This is a genomic window from Nocardioides sp. P4_G4, assembly GCF_056401085.1.
Genome location: NZ_JBFUKA010000087.1, coordinates 1 through 18201, shown reverse-complemented (window position 1 = coordinate 18201; position 18201 = coordinate 1). Strand labels below are relative to the sequence as shown.

The window sequence follows — 18201 nt, the reverse complement described above, 5'->3', positions numbered from 1 at the left end:
CGCTGCGGGTGGACGCGACCGCGGAGGCCGCCGCGCGGGGCGAGAAGGCCTACGGCTGAGCCGCGCGACTACGGCTGGGGCACGGCGCAGCCGTCGGGTCCGCACACGTCGCCCTCGTCCGCCGTGCCCCCGACCATCTGCACGACCGGGGTGCGCTCGGACCAGGCACGCTCCAGCACCTGGCTGAAGGTCTCGGCCGGCTGGGCGCCGCTCACGCCGTACTTCTCGTCGATCACGAAGAACGGCACGCCGGTGGCGCCGAAGCGCTGCGCCTGCTCGATGTCGGCCCAGACCTCGTCGGCGAGCTCGTCGCTGCCGAGCACCCGGTCGACCGCTGGGGCGTCGAGCCCGGCACCGACGGCGACCTCACGGAGCACGGCGTGGTCGGCGACGTTGCGGGCCTCGACGAAGTACGCCGTCAGCAGGGCCTCCTTGAGCACCCCCTGGAGCGCCGACCCGCCCTCGTGGTGGGCGAGGTGCAGGAGCCGGTGCGCGTCCAGGGTCCCGACCCTCAGCGAGTCGTGGTGGCGCCAGACCATGCCCTCCTCGGCCGCCACGGCCTCCACCCGGTCGATCATGTCCTTRCCGGCCCCGGGACCGCCGCCGTACTTGCGTCCCAGCGCCTCCGCCACCGTCTCGACCGGTACGTCGGGCGCCCCGGGGTCGAGCTGGAAGGAGTGCCAGACGACCTCCACGTCAGCGGCGTGCTCGAAGCCCGCCAGGGCCGTCTCGAGGCGGCGCTTGCCGATGAAGCACCAGGGGCAGACCACGTCGGACCAGATGTCGATGCGCATGGTGGCCCGAACGCTCGACGGACCCCCGGATGTTCCCGGGGGTCCGTCAGGTCACACGTCGATCAGCGGGTCGCAGTGCCCTCGACGTAGTCGGAGTCGTGCGACTTCACCCAGGCCATCAGCTTGCGCAGCTCGCGGCCGGTCGACTCGATGGGGTGCTGCTCGCCCTTGGCGCGCAGCTCCTTGAACTCCGGCGCGCCGGCGTCCTGGTCGTCGATGAAGCGCTTCGCGAAGGCGCCGTTCTTGATGTCCTCGAGGACGGCCTGCATGTTCTCCTTGACCTGCGGGGTGATGACCCGCGGGCCGGAGACGTAGTCGCCGTACTCGGCCGTGTCGGAGACCGACCAGCGCTGCTTGGCGATGCCGCCCTCGTACATCAGGTCGACGATGAGCTTGAGCTCGTGCAGGCACTCGAAGTAGGCGACCTCGGGCTGGTAGCCGGCCTCGATGAGCGTCTCGAAGCCGTACATCACCAGCTGCGAGGCGCCGCCGCAGAGCACGGCCTGCTCACCGAACAGGTCGGTCTCGGTCTCCTCGGCGAACGTCGTCCTGATGCCGCCGGCACGCAGACCGCCGATGCCCTTGGCGTACGACAGCGCGAGGTCCCAGGCGGTGCCGGAGGCGTCCTCCTCCACGGCGACGAGCACGGGCACGCCGCGGCCGTCGACGTACTCGCGCCGCACCAGGTGGCCGGGACCCTTGGGGGCGACCATGAAGACGTCGACGCCCTCGGGCGGGGTGATGTAGCCGAAGCGGATGTTGAAGCCGTGGCCGAAGACGAGCGTGTCGCCCGGGGTCAGGTGCGGCTCGATCGACTCGGCGTAGACGTGGCGCTGCACCTGGTCGGGGGTGAGGATGACGATGACGTCGGCCTCCTCCACCGCCTCGGCGACGTCGAGGACCCGCAGGCCCTCGGCCTCGGCCTTGGCGCGGCTCTTCGAACCCGGGGCGAGCCCGATGCGGACGTCGACGCCCGAGTCGCGCAGGCTCAGCGCGTGGGCGTGGCCCTGGCTGCCGTAACCGATGACGGCGACGTTCTTGCCCTGGATCAGGGACAGGTCGGCGTCGTCGTCGTAGAACATCTCAGCCACTGGTGGCTCTCCTTCTGGTTGGGACGTGCAGGAACAGGTGGGTCGGAGCGGGGGTCAGAGTGCGGCCGGCGCCGGGACGGGCACCGGACGGAGGCTGCGCTCGCTGACCGAGCGCGAGCCACGGCCGATGGCGACCATGCCCGACTGGACGAGCTCGCGGATGCCGAAGGGCTCGAGGATCCGCAGGAAGTCGGCGAGCTTGTCGGAGTTGCCGGTGATCTGGATGGTGATCGCGTCCGGGGCCACGTCGACGACCTTGGCCCGGAAGAGCTGCACCGCGTCGAGGACGGCGCCGCGCGTCGAGGCGTCGGCGCGGACCTTGACCAGCATCAGCTCCCGGTCGATCGAGCCGGCGTGGTCGAGCTCGACGATCTTGATGACCTCGACCAGCTTGTTGAGCTGCTTGGTCACCTGCTCCAGCGGGGACTCCTCGACGTTGACGACGATGGTCATGCGGGAGACCTCGGCGTGCTCGGTCGGACCCACCGCGAGGCTGTCGATGTTGAAGCCGCGACGGCTGAAGAGGCCGGCGATCCGGGCCAGGACACCGGGCTTGTTCTCGACCAGGACCGACAGCGTGTGCTTGCTCATCAGATGTCGTCCTCGTCGAACTCGGGCGCGAGGTCACGCGCGTACTGGATCTCGTCGTTGCTGGTGCCGGCGGCCACCATCGGCCACACCATGGCGTCGCGGTGGACCCGGAAGTCCACGACGACGGGCTGGTCGTCGATGGACATCGCCTTCTCGATCGTGGCGTCGACCTGCTCGGCCGAGTCGCACGAGAGCCCCACGCAGCCGTAGGCGTCGGCGAGCTTGACGAAGTCGGGGATCCGCTTGGAGTGCAGGTCTGTGTTCGAGTAGCGCTCGTTGTAGAACAGCGTCTGCCACTGGCGGACCATGCCGAGCGACTCGTTGTTGATGATCGCGACCTTGATCGGGATGTCGTTGATCGCGCAGGTGGCCAGCTCCTGGTTGGTCATCTGGAAGCAGCCGTCGCCGTCGATGGCCCAGACCGTCGAGCCGGGCATCCCGACCTTGGCGCCCATGGCGGCCGGGACGGCGTACCCCATGGTCCCCAGGCCACCGGAGTTGAGCCACGTGTTGGGCTTCTCGTAGCCGATGAAGTGCGCGGCCCACATCTGGTGCTGGCCGACGCCCGAGGTGTAGATGGTGTCCGGGCCGGCGATCGCGCCGAGCCGCTCGATGACGTACTGCGGGGCCAGGCCGCTGGCCGGGGTGTCGTAGCCGACCGGGTAGCGCTGCTTGACGCCGGACAGGAACTCCACCCACGCCTCGTAGTCGCCGGTGTGCCCCGCGTCGGCCTCGGTGGCCAGCACCGCGAGGAGGTCGACGATGACCTCGTGGCAGTCCCCCACGATCGGCACGTCGGCGTGCCGGTTCTTGCCGATCTCGGCGGGGTCGATGTCGGCGTGGATCACCAGCGCGTTGGGGGCGAACGAGTCGAGGTTGCCGGTGACCCGGTCGTCGAAGCGGGCGCCGAGGCTGATGATGAGGTCGCTCTTCTGCAGGCCCGCCACCGCGGCCACGGTTCCGTGCATGCCCGGCATCCCGAGGTGCTGCGGGTGGCTGTCGGGGAAGGCGCCCCGCGCCATCAGCGTGGTCACCACGGGCATCCCGGTCGCCTCGGCGAGCTTGCGCAGCGCCTGCGAGGCCTGGGCCCGGATGACGCCCCCGCCGACGTAGAGGACCGGGCGACGGGCCTCGAGGATGAGCCGGGCGGCCTCACGGATCTGCTTGCTGTGCGGTCGCGTGACGGGCCGGTAGCCGGGCAGCTGGAGCTCGGTCGGCCACGCGAACGTGGTCTGGGCCTGCAGCGCGGACTTGGCGACGTCGACCAGCACCGGACCGGGGCGACCGGTCGAGGCGATGTGGAACGCCTCGGCCACCGTGCGCGGAATGTCGCGCGGATCGGTGACCAGGAAGTTGTGCTTGGTGATGGGCATGGTGATGCCCCGGATGTCCGCCTCCTGGAAGGCGTCGGTGCCGATCATGCTGGCGCCGACCTGGCCCGTGACGGCCACGAGCGGCACCGAGTCCATGTGGGCGTCCGCGAGGGGCGTCACGAGGTTGGTCGCGCCAGGGCCCGAGGTGGCCATGCAGACGCCCACCCGACCGGTCGCGGCGGCGTACCCCTGGGCGGCGTGACCGGCCCCCTGCTCGTGGCGGACCAGGATGTGGCGGATGCGCGTGGAGTCCATGAGCGGGTCGTACGCCGGGAGGATCGCGCCGCCCGGGATGCCGAAGATGTCGGTGGCACCCGCGCACTCGAGCGACCTGATCAGGCTCTGCGCGCCCGTCATGCCCTCGCCCGACGTGGACTTCCCCGTCGTGGGAACTCCCCTGATGCCCGTCTCGCTCATGGTGCTTCCTTCGTCGTCATGATCCTGGCCAACCAAGGCCCAGCCAACAAAAAACCCCTCGGCCCGGTGGGCAACGAGGGGTGACGCGTGGGGCGGACAGCTCCGGGCTGTCAGCTCACGCGTCGCGTGCGTACAAGAATCCGTGCGGATGTCTGGGAGCGCATGCGCCTACCGTCGCCGTCGAGTCGTTCCGACGTCAACCGAGTCTGCCACCTGTCCCACTATCTGGTACGCCGGTCTCGCGATGTGACCACCCGGATCGCTCAGCGCCCCTGGGCCGTGCAGATGCACGACCGGTTGCCCTCCGCGTCCTCGAGGACCCAGAACGAGTGCTCGGGGAACTCCTCCACCAGCCGCCCGCCGCCCGCCACGACCGCATCGATGCGCGCCTGCACCTGGTCGCCGGGCACCCAGACGTCGAGGTGCCACCGCTGCCGCGGCTCGTCGCTGCCCGACCCCTGGAACCACACCGCGGGCAGCCTGCCGTCAGGGTCGCTGATGCCGCCCTCCTCGGGGCTGCCCCGGAAGGCCAGCAGGTCGCGCCAGAACGGCAGGACTCCGCGCTCGTCGGGCGAGTCCAGGCCCAGCTCCAGCTGCTGGAGCCCGGACGGGTCGGAGGCGATCCCCTGCTCGGCGGCGATGTCGCTGATCCGTCGGGCCATGGCCAGGTCGCGGTCGGTGACGCGGCCGACGTCGTGGCTGAGCAGGGCCACGTCGACGCGGGGATAGGTCAGGGTGACGTCGGGGTGGTGGTCGGCCTCGTCGGCCGCGGCGCCGATCGCGTCGACCATGCGGACCCCGGCCGCGAAGCTGCCCGTGCGGAAGCGCGCGTGGATGCCGCGCACCAGCATCCGCCAGTCGTCGAGGCCGGCCGCGGCCACGTCGTCGTAGCTCACTCGATCACTCGTGCTGTCGCTCATGGGAGCACCTCCTGGCCGATGGGTCCTGGGTTGAAGCAGATCTCCCAGCGGAAGCCGTCGGGGTCCGCGAAGTAGCCGGAGTAGCCTCCCCACTCCCGCTCCTGGGCCTCGGTGACGTGCTGGGCCCCCGCCACGCGGGCCTGCTCGAGGACGCGGTCGACCCCGTCGGTGGTCGCGAGGTTGTGGGACAGGGTCAGGGGCGCGAGGCCGCCGGCGGGCGCCTGGCCCACCTCGGCCGTGAAGGCGTCGACGTCCCACAGGGAGAGCACCAGCTTGTCGCCCGCCTTGAACATCAGCACCTCCCCCGGCACGTCGACTGCCGGGTCCCAGCCGAGCCCGTCCACGTAGAACGACCGGGAGGCTCCGAGGTCGCGCACCGCGAGGGTGATGAAGGAGACACGTTGGTCCATGGCCCCACCATGCCAGCGCGCACCGACAGTGGCTACCGTCGCACGACGGCTACCGGCACTCGGCCAGGGTGCGGCGCTGCCGTCCGTCGTCGTCGAAGTTGTCCGCGTCGAGCCACGCCTCGAACCCGGCGCCGACGGCCGGCCACTCGGCGTCGGTGACCGAGAACCAGTCGGTGTCGCGGTTGCGTCCCTTGTAGACCATCGCGTTGCGGAAGCGGCCCTCGTGGGTGAACCCGTACCGGACTGCAGCCCGTCGCGACGGCTCGTTGCGGGAGTCGCACTTCCACTCGTAGCGGCGGTGGCCCAGGTCGTCGAACGCGTGGCGCATCAGCAGGTGCTGGGCCTCGGTCGCGGCCCTCGTCTGCTTGAGCCGCTCGCCGTACAGGACCGCGGCCACCTCCACCGAGCCCTGGGCCGGGTCGATCCGCATCCACGACACGACCCCCTCGAGGACGCCGCTGGACCGCGGCACGATGGCCCACGTGAGTGACGCGGCGGCAGTCGCCCATGCGCCGCAGTACTGCTGCGCCTGGGCCTCGTCCCGGGGCGGCTCGTCGGGACGGTAGGTCCACAGCCACGGCTCGGACACGTGGGCGAGGAGCTCGCGACCGTGATCTGCGGTGATGGGCACGAGGTCGACGTACGCCCCGGCGAGGGCGGTGCGACCGGGACGGGAGGCCCCCTGCCACGCGACCGGCTCCCCGATGGCCTGCCCGAACTCGTTGGTGCGCGTCATGGGCACATCTGACACGGTGGAGCGATGGGATCGCCACTCGATGCGCTCAAGAAGGCCGCACAGGCCGTCGTCGGAGCACCGCACGTCTTCAACGCCGCGCGGGGTGCGGGGGCCAGCAGCTCGGCTGCGGCCGACGTGATGGCCGCGTCCGCAGCGGCCGTCCAGGTGGCCGCCTCGCACACCGACGGGACGCCGGGGATGCAGAACGCCATCCGCCACTTCGTGTGGCAGGCCTACATCGCCGGGCGCCACGGGACCGCCGTGGCCGAGGCGGTCGCCGCCGCCCACGAGGAGGGACGCGACACCCCTCACGACACCCGGGTGGACCTGCACAACAACGCCGTCGGCCGGGCGTACGGCGTCGCCCACTCCGCCGAGATCGGGCAGGGCTCCCTGCCCGACGCCCTCGGACGGCTGGCCGGGGTCGCCGAGGAGAAGTGGGCCGCCGACGAGCTGGTGTGGGTCAAGCCCCACTGAAGAGGTCGCGGACGGCGGCCATCCCCGCGTGCACCTCGGCGTACGACGTCGACAGCGGCGAGAGCCCGATGCGCAGGCCGCCGGGGTCGCGGTAGTCGGGGATGACGTCGCGCTCCCAGAGCGCAGCGGTGAGCTCGCGCATCCGGTCGTGGTGCAGCGTCACGTGCCCGCCCCGCAGCTCGGGGTCACGCGGGGACGCCAGGGTGACGCCGTGCTCGCCCAGCCAGGCGTCGGCCAGGTCCACGGCGTACGACGTGAGGGCCTTGGACTTGGCCCGGACCGCGTCGATGCCGGCCCGGTCGAGCAGCGCCAGCATGTCCTGCATGGCGAGCATCCCGACGACGGCGGGCGTGCCTGAGATGAAGCGCCGGATGCCGCCCGACGGCTGGTAGCCCGGACCCATGAGGAACGGGTCCGCGTGGCCCATCCAGCCCTGGATGGGCTGCTGGAGGGCGGGTGCGCCCGACGAGCCGTCGAGGTGGCGCTGGGCGACGTAGGCGAAGGCCGGCGAGCCGGGCCCGCCGTTGAGGTACTTGTACGTGCAGCCGACCGCGAGGTCCACGCCCCAGCGGTCGAGCTCGACCGGCACCGAGCCGGCGGAGTGGCACAGGTCCCAGACCACGAGGGCGCCGGCGTCCTGGACCACGGGCGTGATGGCCTCGACGTCGGCCAGGTGGCCCGAGCGGTAGGCGACCTGGCTGAGGACGACGACGGCCGTCTGCTCCCCCACGACCGCCCGGACCTGCTCGACGGTGACGCCGGCCTCGCGCTCGACCTCGATCCACCGCACGGCAAGCCCGCGCTCGGCGGCGATCCCCTCCACGATGTACCGGTCGGTCGGGAAGTTGTCGGAGTCGATGACGATCTCGCGTCGACCCGGGCGCGCGTCGACGGCGGCCCGGATGAGCTTGTAGAGCAGCACCGTGGTCGAGTCCCCGACGGTGGTCTGGCCCGCCGCCGCGCCCAGGCTCACGCGAGCGATCTCGTCGCCGAGGGTCAGGGGCAGGTCGTACCAGCGCTCGTCCCAGCCGCGGATGAGGCGGGTGCCCCACTCCTCCTCCACGAAGGAGCGCATTCGCTCCCCGGTGGCGGCCAGCGGGCGGCCCAAGGAGTTGCCGTCGAAGTAGACGAGGGAGGTGTCCGCGCCGACGAACTCCGACCGGTGAGCGGCCAGCGGGTCGGCGGCGTCGAGGGATGCGGCGTACGCCGCGGTGGTGTCGGAGGTGGCGACGTCGCTCATGCGGCACAGCCTCTCAGACCACGCGGCACGCGGGCACGCGCCGCGGCCGCCACCCCCAAGGATGAAGGGCGCAGACATACCCCATCTGGATACGTAGATTCGATCCGCAGCCCCGCTCCCTGCGGGCCGCATCTCGGGAGGGAAACACATGATCAGCACCATTCGTACGGTCACCGTCGCGTTCGTCGCGGCGGTCGCCATGGCCGTAGGCCTCAGCACCGTCGGCATCGCCCCCGCCACCGCCGCACCCGGCGACTGGACCACCGTCGCGAAGACGGCCGAGGGCAAGATGCGCAGCAAGCTCGTCGGCGAGACGTCCACGGGCCGCAAGGTCACCGGCTCCTTCACCCCGAAGCGCTTCGTGGAGAAGAACGGGAAGATCCTGGCCAAGGGTGTCGTCCGCGGCGAGTACACCACCAAGTCGGGCGCCACCAAGACCTTCAAGGTCAAGCGCGCAGTGCCGGTCAAGAAGGCCAACGGCACCCCGCTCACCGCCCGCGCGGCCAACAACCGCGCCGACTGCGACGTCCTCAACCTCGTGCTGGGCCCGCTGGACCTCAACGTGCTGGGCCTCACCGTCAGCCTGAACCGGGTCCTCCTCGACATCGTCGCCGTCTCCGGTGCCGGCAACCTGCTGGGCAACCTGCTCTGCGCGGTGGCCGGCCTGCTCGACGGCGGCGGCCTGCTCAGCAACCTGCTGGGTCAGATCACCGACCTGCTCAACCAGATCCTCGGGCGACTCGGCCTCCCGGCCTGAGCCACCCGGAAACCGGGGCAGCGCAGGGGCTTTGATTGTCCTCTGCGCTGCCCTACAGTTTGAGACGAGGCGCCACGCGTCTTGGACCAGCCCCGATCAACCCCCCGGCGATCTGGGGCTGTGTCCTATTTGGGGCCCGTTCAGCTGGTCACGGCGCCGTGCGCGGCGGACTGCACGACCTTCGCGTACTTGCCGAGGACACCACGCGTGTACTTCGGCGGCAGCGGCTCCCAGCCCACCTTGCGGTCCTCCCAGGAGTCGCTGCCCTCGGCGGGCTCGACGTCCAGCGTCTGGTGGGCCACGTCGAGGGTGATCCGGTCGCCGTCGCGGATGAACGCGATCGGGCCGGCGTCCACCGCCTCGGGGGCGATGTGGCCCACGCAGAGCCCGGTCGTGCCGCCGGAGAAGCGCCCGTCGGTGATGAGCAGGACGTCCTTGCCGAGGCCGGCACCCTTGATCGCGCCGGTGATGGCGAGCATCTCGCGCATGCCGGGTCCGCCCTTGGGGCCCTCGTAGCGGATGACCACCACGTCGCGGGGCTTGATCTCGCCGGCGGTCAGGGCGTCGAGCGCCTTGCGCTCACCGTCGAAGACGCGAGCGGTGCCGGTGAAGGTCGAGTCGTCGAACCCGGCGCTCTTGACCACGGCACCCTCCGGGGCCAGCGAGCCCTTGAGGATGGTGATCCCGCCGGTGGCGTGGATGGGGCGGTCGAGGTTGCGCAGCACCTCGCCGTCGATGTGCCGGGGCGCGAGGGCCTCGAGGTTCTCGGCCATGGTGCGGCCCGTGACGGTGAGGGTGTCGCCGTGCATCAGTCCTGCGTCGAGCAGCGCCTTCATCACGACCGGGATGCCGCCGATCTTGTCGACGTCGTTCATCACGAAGCGGCCGAAGGGCTTGAGGTCGCCGATGTGCGGGACCTTGGCACCGATCCGGTTGAAGTCGTCGAGCGTGAGGTCGACCTCGGCCTCGCGGGCGATGGCGAGGAGGTGGAGGACGGCGTTGGTCGACCCGCCGAGGGCCATCACGATGGCGATGGCGTTCTCGAAGGCGGGCCTGGTCATGATCTGGCGGGCGGTGATCCCCTGGCGGAGCATCTCGACGACGGCCTCGCCGGAGCGGTGGGCGAAGCCGTCGCGCCGGCGGTCGACGGCAGGCGGGGCCGCGCTGCCGGGCAGGCTCATGCCGAGCGCCTCGGCGACGCTGGCCATGGTGTTGGCGGTGTACATGCCGCCGCAGGCACCCTCACCGGGACAGATCGCCTTCTCGACGCGGGTGACCTCCTCCTCGGTGATCTTGCCGGCCAGGCACGCGCCGACGGCCTCGAAGGCGTCGATGATCGTGACGTCGTTGCCGTCGACCTGGCCGGGCATGGTCGAGCCGGCGTAGAGGAAGACGCTGGCGAGGTCGAGCCGCGCGGCGGCCATCAGCATGCCGGGCAGCGACTTGTCGCAGCCGGCCAGCAGCACGGAGCCGTCGAGCCGCTCGGCCATCATCACGGTCTCCACGGAGTCGGCGATGACCTCCCGGCTCACCAGGCTGAAGTGCATGCCCTCGTGGCCCATGGAGATGCCGTCGGAGACGGAGATGGTGCCGAACTCCAGCGGGTAGCCGCCGCCCGCGTGCACGCCGTTCTTGACGGCCTTCGCGAGCCGGTCGAGGCTCAGGTTGCACGGGGTGATCTCGTTCCAGCTCGACGCGACGCCGATCTGGGGCTTGACCCAGTCGTCGTCGCCCATGCCCACGGCGCGGAGCATCCCGCGTGCCGCGGCCTTCTCGAGGCCGTCGGTGACGTCTCGGGATCGGGGCTTGATGTCGGGCTGCTGTCCCGTCGGCTGGCTGGTCGGCTGGGTCATGGCGTCAGGCTAGTCCGGCCCTGGCGCCGGCTCGCCTCCCGTCTCAGCAGGCGCGGCGCTCGACGCCCCCGTTGCGCACTCCGTCGACCACCTCCGCCCTGGTCGGATGGTCGGGGGGCGTGCCGTAGGCGGCGCGCATGACGGCTCGCCACAGGCCCCGGTCGTAGGTCACGCAGGGGTCCCCCTCCTCGCGGGACCGCCGCCACTCGGCTGCCCCCTCGGCGCTCGGCAAGGAGTCGGGAGGCGACCACCACCCCTGTCCCCGAGGGTCGCAGTGGGCCGGGTAGTGACGATCGGCGCGGTCACGGATCGCCAGCGGGTCCATGGGCGCGACCCGGGCGCCGTCCTCGGCCACGGCCACCAGCGTCGCGCCGTCGAGGGCCAGCACCTCCTCGATGTCGGCCGTCGAGGGGATGGCACGGCCCGTCTCCCAACGGGCCACGCGGGACTGCGACACCCCGAGCCGCGCCGCGAGACCCCGCTGCGACACCCCGAGCTCGCGGCGTACGCGTCGGACCAGCCCGGGCAGGGCGTCCAGGAACGGGAGCCCCGCCCGCGTGGTCGGCGCCTCCGTGTCCACGCCGATCGCATCCGCCTCGTCCATGCCGCTCCCCTCGTCCGTCCCGTCCGTCCCGACCTCGTCACCCGAGGCAAGCACCGGCCACCGACATCGGCGTACCGCACGAGCAGGTCGTCCACAGGAACGCTCGGCGCCGGGACGACCGGGTCGCGCGGTACGACCTGAGTCACCGGGTGACTCAGGTCCCAGCGGTGACAGGGTCGGGGTCCGCGCTGCGAGCTGAGTCACCGGGTGACTCAGGTCGTAGCGGTGCCGCGGGGCCGTCCGGGCGTGCGCGGAGGCAGGATTGGCCCCATGAGTCAGGTCGCGGAGTCGCTCGACGAGCTCTGCGCGCGGCTCGGGGACCTCGGCTGGGTGCGCGACGTGCTCGTCGGCGGGTCGATGGCGACCGGTGACCACCGGGTCGGCGTGAGCGACGTCGACCTGGTCGCGCTGGTCGAAGGACCGATGGATGCCGAGCGCGTGGCCGGCGTCCGATCCCTGCACACCGCCCTGGACCACGGCACGGCCCGTGGCCTGGACCTGGGCTGCGTGTACGTGGACGAGCGCACGCTCGCGGACGTCGAGGCCCGCCACCCGACGTGGACGCACGGTGTGCTCGTCGAGCGTCACCTCTCGCCGCTCGCCCGGGTGGAGCTGGTGCGGCACGGGCGGGCGCTGCGGGGCCATGGCCTGAGCGGGCGCTCCCCCGCCGCCGTGCTCCCACCGGCGGACGACGACGCGGTGCGCGCGGCGGTCCGGGCCGAGCTGGAGGGGTACTGGACGTGGGCCGTACGCCGACCCTGGATGTGGCTCGACCAGGGGATCGCCGATCTCGGCCTCGTCACGATGGCGCGGGCCCGGCACGCGCTCGCGCGCGGCGAGCTGGCGACCAAGACGGCCGTGCTCCACGACCTGGCCGTGCCGCCCCGGCTGGCGAGGCAGGTGCGGGCGCGACGGACCGGAGATGCCCCGCGGTCCCCGCTCCTGCTCCGACCGTGGGCCGCGGCGTACGCGTGGCGCGACGCGCGACGGACGATCAGCGCTGCTCGGCCGCGGCCTCGAGGGAGGCCAGTCCGCGGTCGAAGTCCTTGGCGATGGCCCGGTCGAAGAACAGCTTGCCCGCGAGCGACATGACCGGGTTGCGGTGTCCCGACATCGTCCAGACGACCCGCGTGTGGCCACCGCCGACCTGCACGAGGTCGAAGGTCGTGAGGTTGCGTGCCTTGAACGGCTTGAGGAACTGCAGGTCGACGGCCACCCGCGACGGCGTGGACTCCACGATCTCCATCGCGCCTTCCCCCGCCTTGCGGTTGCCCGACCAGCGGTAGTGCGAGCCCACCCCGGTCGCGGGGCCCTGGTAGCTGCGCTCGAGGTCCGGGTCCAGGCCCTCCCACGGCGACCACTGCTGCCACTCCCGGAAGTCGTCGACGAGTCCGTGGACGCGGTCGGTGGGAGCGTCGATCGTCGTCGAGCGGGACATCGAGAAGTCGGCCATGGCGTCAGTCTGCACTCAGTCGAGTGAGGCGGCGCGCACGAACATCACGTCGGGCAGGTCCTTGTGGATCTCCTGCCAGGTGCCCCCGGTGTCCGGCGAGCACCAGACAGCACCGTTGCGGCCGCCGAAGTACAGACCCGGCGAGTCGTGGTCGTCGACGCACATGGCGTCACGCATCACGGCCGCGAAGAAGCTGTCGGGCAGGGCGCCCTCGCCGAGGGGCTCCCAGTTCTCGCCACCGTCCGTCGTACGACACACGCGGGCCTTGCCCTCCACGGGCCAGCGGCCGCCAGCGTCCGCGATGGGGAACGTGTACGCCGTGCTGGCCTCGCGGGGGTGGGTCACCATGGCGAACCCGAACTCCGACGGCAGGCCGGGGGCGATGTCCTGCCAGGTCGCGCCGCCGTCGTCGGAGCGGTAGACACCGCCGTGGTTCTGCAGGAACAGGCGGTCCGGGTCCGTGGCGTCACGGGCGACCTTGTGCACGCACTGGCCGAACTCGGGGAAGTTGCGCTCGCCGGGGAAGAACTCGGCCTTCACCCCCGTGTTGGAGGCCGTCCAGGACGCGCCGCCGTCGGAGGTGCGGTAGACGCCGCCGGTCGAGATCGCCGCCAGCACCGAGTCCCCGTCGGTCGGGTGCGGCAGGATCGTGTGGAACGCCTGCCCGCCGAAGCCCTCGTTCCACTCCTGGCGGTGCGGGTGGTCCCAGAGCCCGCGCACCAGCTCGAAGGTCTCCCCGCGGTCGGTGGAGCGGAAGATCGCCCCCGGCTCGGTGCCGGCCCACACGACGCCGTCCTCGACACCGGGCGCCAGCTGCCACACCCGCGCCAGGGTGGCGGGGCTGCCGTCGGGCTGCGTCGCGTCCTCGGGGAAGCGGATCGCGCCGTTGGGCGTCTCCTGCCACGAGGCGCCGAGGTCGTCGGAGCGCCAGACCTGCGGACCGAGCCAGCTCGAGGAGGCCCCCGCGAACAGGCGCGGTGTGTCACCCCGCTTGTCGATGAGCACCGAGAAGACCTCCTCCATCGGGAAGTGCGGCCCGGTCCACTCCCAGGCCGTCCGGGCCTCGTCGGAGGTGCCCAGCCACAGACCCTTGCGAGTCCCGACCATCAACAGCGTGCGTCCCATGTCCACGTCTCCTGTCCCCGTATTCCTAATAGGAACAGTAGTCTCATCCCACCATGGGTCAAGACCTTCCCGTCACCTCGTACGCGCTGCTCGGCCTCCTGACGTTCGGGGACGAGCTGACGGGCTACGAGCTCAAGCAGCGCGCGGACGCCACCTTGCGCTTCTACTGGGTGTCCCCCGCGATGAGCCAGGTCTACAGCGAGCTGGGCCGGCTCACCGAGCGTGGCCTGGTCCTCACCCGGGGCGGGGGCGAGCGCAGCACCACGTACCGCCTCAGCGCGAAGGGCCGGCGCGAGCTCGAGGCCTGGATGCGCGGGACGGAGCCCGGGTTCTCCGTGCTGAAGCACCCGATCGCCCTGCGGCTCCTGCTCGGTCACGTCGTGGACACGCCGACCACCATCGCCATGCTCGAGGCCCACGTCGCCGCCCTCGACGCCGAGCGGGACGCGCTGGTCCAGGTGCGGGAGGGGCTCCGTGGCGCCGACGCCCCCGGACAGCGCTTCCGCAACCCGGGTCTCGTCGCGGACTGGGGGCTGGACTACTTCGAGAACGAGCGTCGTATCGTCACCACTCTCATCGAGCGCCTGCGATCAGAGGGGGACGAGTGAGACGAGCCATCTGGCTGGTGGTCGTCGGCATCGTCTCCGTGCAGGTCGGCGCTGCCTTCGCCAAGGACCTCTTCGGGACCATCTCCCCCACCGCGATCGTCTGGTTGCGCCTGGTCACCAGCGCGCTCGTCCTCACCGCCGTCGCCCGCCCCCGTCTCGCGGGCCGCACCCGGGAGGACTGGGCGGTCGTCGTCGGCTTCGGCGTCAGCCTCGGACTGATGAACTGGGCGATCTACCAGTCCTTCGCCCGGATCCCGCTCGGCATCGCGGTCACCATCGAGTTCATCGGACCGCTCACCCTGGCCGTCCTCGGCTCCCACCGGGCCCGCGACCTCATCTGGGTCGGCCTGGCCGCCCTCGGCGTGCTGCTGCTGGGGTTCGAGCCTGCGGACCTGACCGTGGCCGGGGTCGCGTACGCCCTGCTCGCCGGCGCCGCGTGGGCGGCGTACATCCTGCTCAGTGCCCGCACCGGCGCCCGCTGGCCGGGGCTCGACGGGCTGGCCGTCGCCAGTGTCCTGGCCACCCTGATGCTGACCGTCCCCGCGATCGTCTCCGGCGGGGACACCCTCCTGGACGGGCACGTTCTCCTCGTCGGGGCGATGATCGGACTGCTGTCCTCGGTCATCCCCTACAGCTGCGAGATGGTCGCCCTGCGGACCCTGCCGCCGTCCGTCTTCTCGATCCTGATGAGCCTGGAGCCCGCGGCGGCGGCGCTGGCCGCGATCGTCGTGCTGGACGAGTTCCTCACGCCCCTGCAGGGCGTAGCGATCGGCTGCGTGATCGCCGCCAGCGTGGGCGCCACCCGGAGCAGGCCCGTGCACACCGAGCCCGCCCCGGACTGACTCCGGCACACTTGAACCCATGCCCACCCCTCCGGCTCCCGGGTCCACCGAGGTCAACGGTCGCCGCGCGATCGGCTACGTCGACGGGATGTCCGACGCGACCTATGTCGAGCTCCGGGCGAGCCACTTCGTGCAGATGGAGCACCCCGAGACGGTCCACGGGCTGCTCCTCGAGCTGCTGGCGCGGGTCTCCTGATGCGGGTGCGGCTGGCGCTGTCGGCCCTCGTCGGCGCCTCCGTGCTGGCCGGCTGCTCCGACGGCGGCACCGAGCCCGCGATACCCAGCGTCACCCAGCCCACCGACGCCACGCCGGACGGACCCGCCGGCACGCCGACCGGGTCGGGGTCGAGCGCCGCACCGGGCGCGGCCCCCCGGGTCGCCGGGACGGTCGCCTCGGGACTGGAGGTGCCCTGGGGGATCGACTTCCTCGACGACGGCACCGCGCTGGTGACCGAGCGCGACAGCCGACGGGTGCTGGCCGTCGACGGGTCCGGCGACGTCCGCGAGGTCGGCGAGGTGAGCGAGGCGCAGCCCGAGGGCGAGGGCGGCCTGCTGGGCCTGGCCGTCGACCCGGCCAGCGACGGCCGCGACGTCTACGTCTACGCCACCGCCGCCGACGACAACCGGGTGCTGCGCGCCGAGCTCGCCGACGGGCGGCTCGGTCCGGCGGAGGTCGTCCTCGACGGCATCCCGAAGGGCTTCGTCCACGACGGTGGCCGCCTCGTGTTCGGGCCCGATGGGTGCCTCTACGTCTCCACCGGCGAGACCGGGGACCCGGACCTCGCCCAGGACCCGGACTCACTGGCCGGCAAGATCCTGCGCATCACCACCGACGGCGAGCCGGCGCCCGGCAACCCCGACCCCGACTCCCCCGTCTGGTCGTTGGGCCACCGCAACGTGCAGGGTCTGGCCTTCGACGACGAGGGCCGGCTGTGGGCCTCGGAGTTCGGCGACTCGACGTACGACGAGATCAACCTCATCGAGCCCGGCGGCAACTACGGCTGGCCCCTCGTCGAGGGGCCCGGGGGCGGGGACGACTTCGTGGACCCGCTGGTCGTCTGGCCCACGTCGGCCGCGTCCCCGTCGGGGATGGCGTACGCCGAGGGGTCCCTGTGGGTCGGGGCGCTGCGCGGCGGGCGGCTGTGGCGGGTACCGGTACGCGGGGACAGGCTCGGTGAGCCGTCCGGGTTCCTCGAGGGCGACTACGGACGGATCCGCACGGTCGTCACCACGCCCGAGGGCGACCTGTGGGTGACGACGTCCAACCGCGACGGACGCGGCACCCCGGCCGACGAGGACGACCGCATCCTCGAGGTGGTTCCCGGTGGTTGAGGTGCGAGCACAGCGAGCCTCGAGACCCCTCAGGTCCGCGTGACCACCGAGCGCCGCGAGGCCCGCCGCAGCGTGGTGAGGATCGCCGGGCCGAGCACGACCAGGGCCACCGATGTGGTGATGGCCCGCCCGGTGTCCCAGCTCCCCGTCGAGGTCAGCAGGGTGTAGATCGCGAAGCGGTGCAGGTTCTCCACCAGCGGGGCGCCGGCGACGTACGAGAGCGACCCCTCGTGTCCGGGCACCGCGATGCCGAGGGTGAAGGGCCAGCTCGAGAGGTTCATCAAGATCCCGAAGGCGTACGACGCGACGATGCCGTAGGCGACCAGCACGGCGATCTCGGCGCGGCCCGTGAACCGTCGCGGCAGCAGCCCGGCGCCCATGCCGATCCACGCCGACAGGAGCATCTGGAACGGCAGCCACGGCCCCACCCCGGCGGTCATCAGGGCGCTGGCGAACAGCGACGTGCAGCCGAGCACGAAGCCGAAGCCCGGCCCGAAGACCCGCCCGCCCAGGATCAGCAGGAAGAAGACCAGCTCGATGCCCGCGGTGCCCGCCCCGAGCCCGCGCAGCACCGCGTTGACGGCGCTCAGGACGCCCAGGATCGCCAGCACCCGCGCGTCCATGCCGCCCTCGCCGAACTCGGCCAGCACGATCACGATGACCAGCGGCAGCAGGAGCAGGAAGAAGAACGGCGGGTCCACCCGTCCGCCCTCGGGCACCCGCAGCAGCAGCGGCCAGCAGAGCATCACCAGTCCGGCCACCGAGGCGGCGGTCAGCACCATGGCCGACCGGGCCCGGATGGGGACCGCCACGGGGCGGGGAGCCGTCTCGACGCTCACCGCTGTCCCTCCAGTGCCGCCACGACCTCGTCGACGCGCAGCCAAGGGGCGCCCAGGATCTTGGTGACCTGCGGGGCGTACGACGGCGACGCGGCCACGACCTGCCGGGTCCCGCCCGCGGACACGACCTCGCCCTCGGCGAGCACGACCACGTCGTCGGCCACCGAGGCGACGAACTCGACGTCGTGGGTCGCGATGAGCACGGCGTGACCGTCGTCGGCGAGGTCGCGCACGATCGCGGCGAGCTGGCGCTTGGCGGCGTAGTCCAGTCCCCGCGTCGGCTCGTCGAGCAGGAGCACCCGGGGGCTGGTCGACAGCACGATGGCCAGGACCAGGGCCAGCCGCTGCCCCTCGGAGAGATCCCGCGGGTGGTGCTGGGCATCGATGTCCGGCGCGAGCCGGTCGAGGAGTGCCCGGCAGGTGCCCTGTCCCCCGTCGCTCGCGCGGTCGGCCGCCGCGCACTCCTCGTCGACCGTCTCGAGGTACAGCAGGTCGGCGGCGGTCTGGGGCACGAGCCCCACGTGTGTACGCCGCCGGTCCGCGGGCAACCGGGCCGGGTCGGCACCGGCGACCGCGACGGAGCCGGAGCGCCGTTGGTGGGCTCCCTGCAGCGTCCAGATCAGCGTCGACTTGCCCGACCCGTTGCGTCCCATGAGGGCCGTGACGTGCCCGGCCCGCAGCTCGACGTCGACGTCGCGCACCGCCACGTGGGCCCCGTGGGTGACGGTGAGGCCGTGGG

21 protein-coding genes are annotated in these 18201 nt (G+C 72.0%); 7 read left to right on the top strand and 14 right to left on the bottom strand.

Features of this window, described 5'->3' with window-relative positions; all coding sequences use genetic code 11:
* Positions 1-68 precede the first annotated feature (68 nt).
* The 7 genes from AC1DQF_RS17900 to AC1DQF_RS17870 all read right to left on the bottom strand — a co-directional run bounded on the left by AC1DQF_RS17900 (position 69) and on the right by AC1DQF_RS17870 (position 6332).
* Entirely contained in the window at positions 69-794 is a 726-nt protein-coding gene (locus AC1DQF_RS17900; RefSeq protein ID WP_477526581.1) for a DsbA family oxidoreductase, read from the bottom strand.
* A gap of 62 nt (positions 795-856) precedes the next feature.
* A complete protein-coding gene (gene ilvC / locus AC1DQF_RS17895) occupies positions 857-1885 on the bottom strand; it encodes a ketol-acid reductoisomerase (RefSeq protein ID WP_477526580.1) in 1029 nt (342 codons plus the stop codon).
* Between the two features lie 54 nt (positions 1886-1939).
* On the bottom strand, positions 1940-2476 hold the full coding sequence (ilvN, locus tag AC1DQF_RS17890) for an acetolactate synthase small subunit (protein WP_477526579.1): 537 nt from the start codon (positions 2474-2476) through the stop codon (positions 1940-1942).
* The gene (locus AC1DQF_RS17885) at positions 2476-4266 is read right to left on the bottom strand and encodes an acetolactate synthase large subunit (protein WP_477526578.1); all 1791 of its coding nucleotides are present in this window, start codon (positions 4264-4266) and stop codon (positions 2476-2478) included. The genes ilvN and AC1DQF_RS17885 overlap by 1 nt, the downstream gene beginning before the upstream one ends.
* Before the next feature lie 263 nt (positions 4267-4529).
* Positions 4530-5186, bottom strand: a complete 657-nt coding sequence (locus AC1DQF_RS17880) for a 4a-hydroxytetrahydrobiopterin dehydratase (RefSeq protein ID WP_477526577.1) — start codon at positions 5184-5186, stop codon at positions 4530-4532.
* Complete coding sequence (locus AC1DQF_RS17875) at positions 5183-5596, bottom strand: VOC family protein (RefSeq protein WP_477526576.1); 414 nt, start codon at positions 5594-5596, stop codon at positions 5183-5185. The genes AC1DQF_RS17880 and AC1DQF_RS17875 overlap by 4 nt, the downstream gene beginning before the upstream one ends.
* A 49-nt stretch (positions 5597-5645) precedes the next feature.
* Positions 5646-6332, bottom strand: a complete 687-nt coding sequence (locus tag AC1DQF_RS17870; protein WP_477526575.1) for a GNAT family N-acetyltransferase — start codon at positions 6330-6332, stop codon at positions 5646-5648.
* Positions 6333-6356: 24 nt separating this feature from the next.
* Here AC1DQF_RS17870 and AC1DQF_RS17865 point away from each other — a divergent pair, with 24 nt between their 5' ends.
* On the top strand, positions 6357-6809 hold the full coding sequence (locus tag AC1DQF_RS17865; RefSeq protein ID WP_477526574.1) for a DUF6973 domain-containing protein: 453 nt from the start codon (positions 6357-6359) through the stop codon (positions 6807-6809).
* Here AC1DQF_RS17865 and AC1DQF_RS17860 read toward each other — a convergent pair.
* Complete coding sequence (locus AC1DQF_RS17860; RefSeq protein WP_477526573.1) at positions 6796-8049, bottom strand: kynureninase; 1254 nt, start codon at positions 8047-8049, stop codon at positions 6796-6798. The genes AC1DQF_RS17865 and AC1DQF_RS17860 overlap by 14 nt on opposite strands.
* A gap of 148 nt (positions 8050-8197) precedes the next feature.
* Here AC1DQF_RS17860 and AC1DQF_RS17855 point away from each other — a divergent pair, with 148 nt between their 5' ends.
* Positions 8198-8806: a hypothetical protein gene (locus tag AC1DQF_RS17855; protein WP_477526572.1), complete on the top strand. Its 609-nt coding sequence runs from the start codon at positions 8198-8200 to the stop codon at positions 8804-8806.
* Between the two features lie 140 nt (positions 8807-8946).
* On the opposite strand, the gene ilvD is transcribed toward AC1DQF_RS17855, so the two are convergent.
* Together ilvD and AC1DQF_RS17845 are read right to left on the bottom strand one after the other, a co-directional pair.
* On the bottom strand, positions 8947-10659 hold the full coding sequence (gene ilvD, locus AC1DQF_RS17850; RefSeq protein WP_477526571.1) for a dihydroxy-acid dehydratase: 1713 nt from the start codon (positions 10657-10659) through the stop codon (positions 8947-8949).
* Positions 10660-10702: 43 nt separating this feature from the next.
* Positions 10703-11263: a helix-turn-helix domain-containing protein gene (locus AC1DQF_RS17845; RefSeq protein ID WP_477526570.1), complete on the bottom strand. Its 561-nt coding sequence runs from the start codon at positions 11261-11263 to the stop codon at positions 10703-10705.
* A gap of 270 nt (positions 11264-11533) precedes the next feature.
* Between AC1DQF_RS17845 and AC1DQF_RS17840 the strand changes: the two genes are divergently transcribed.
* Positions 11534-12355: a nucleotidyltransferase domain-containing protein gene (locus tag AC1DQF_RS17840; protein ID WP_477526569.1), complete on the top strand. Its 822-nt coding sequence runs from the start codon at positions 11534-11536 to the stop codon at positions 12353-12355.
* Here the strand turns inward: AC1DQF_RS17840 and AC1DQF_RS17835 are convergent.
* Together AC1DQF_RS17835 and AC1DQF_RS17830 are read right to left on the bottom strand one after the other, a co-directional pair.
* The gene (locus AC1DQF_RS17835; RefSeq protein WP_477526568.1) at positions 12258-12716 is read right to left on the bottom strand and encodes an SRPBCC family protein; all 459 of its coding nucleotides are present in this window, start codon (positions 12714-12716) and stop codon (positions 12258-12260) included. The genes AC1DQF_RS17840 and AC1DQF_RS17835 overlap by 98 nt on opposite strands.
* Positions 12717-12731: 15 nt before the next feature.
* The gene (locus AC1DQF_RS17830) at positions 12732-13841 is read right to left on the bottom strand and encodes a WD40/YVTN/BNR-like repeat-containing protein (protein WP_477526567.1); all 1110 of its coding nucleotides are present in this window, start codon (positions 13839-13841) and stop codon (positions 12732-12734) included.
* A gap of 53 nt (positions 13842-13894) precedes the next feature.
* Between AC1DQF_RS17830 and AC1DQF_RS17825 the strand changes: the two genes are divergently transcribed.
* From AC1DQF_RS17825 to AC1DQF_RS17810, 4 genes are read left to right on the top strand one after another with little or no spacing between them, the layout of a single operon-like run.
* The gene (locus AC1DQF_RS17825; protein WP_477526566.1) at positions 13895-14449 is read left to right on the top strand and encodes a PadR family transcriptional regulator; all 555 of its coding nucleotides are present in this window, start codon (positions 13895-13897) and stop codon (positions 14447-14449) included.
* Complete coding sequence (locus AC1DQF_RS17820; protein WP_477526565.1) at positions 14446-15291, top strand: EamA family transporter; 846 nt, start codon at positions 14446-14448, stop codon at positions 15289-15291. The genes AC1DQF_RS17825 and AC1DQF_RS17820 overlap by 4 nt, the downstream gene beginning before the upstream one ends.
* Positions 15292-15310: 19 nt before the next feature.
* Positions 15311-15487, top strand: a complete 177-nt coding sequence (locus tag AC1DQF_RS17815) for a hypothetical protein (protein WP_477526564.1) — start codon at positions 15311-15313, stop codon at positions 15485-15487.
* Positions 15487-16623, top strand: a complete 1137-nt coding sequence (locus tag AC1DQF_RS17810; protein ID WP_477526563.1) for a PQQ-dependent sugar dehydrogenase — start codon at positions 15487-15489, stop codon at positions 16621-16623. The genes AC1DQF_RS17815 and AC1DQF_RS17810 overlap by 1 nt, the downstream gene beginning before the upstream one ends.
* A 29-nt stretch (positions 16624-16652) precedes the next feature.
* On the opposite strand, the gene AC1DQF_RS17805 is transcribed toward AC1DQF_RS17810, so the two are convergent.
* Both AC1DQF_RS17805 and AC1DQF_RS17800 read right to left on the bottom strand, forming a co-directional pair.
* Positions 16653-17462 (bottom strand): ECF transporter S component, encoded by an 810-nt coding sequence (locus tag AC1DQF_RS17805; protein ID WP_477526562.1) that lies wholly within the window; start codon positions 17460-17462, stop codon positions 16653-16655.
* A partial coding sequence (locus tag AC1DQF_RS17800) for an ATP-binding cassette domain-containing protein (RefSeq protein ID WP_477526561.1) occupies positions 17459-18201 on the bottom strand: 743 nt, incomplete at its 5' end. The genes AC1DQF_RS17800 and AC1DQF_RS17805, both read right to left, overlap by 4 nt.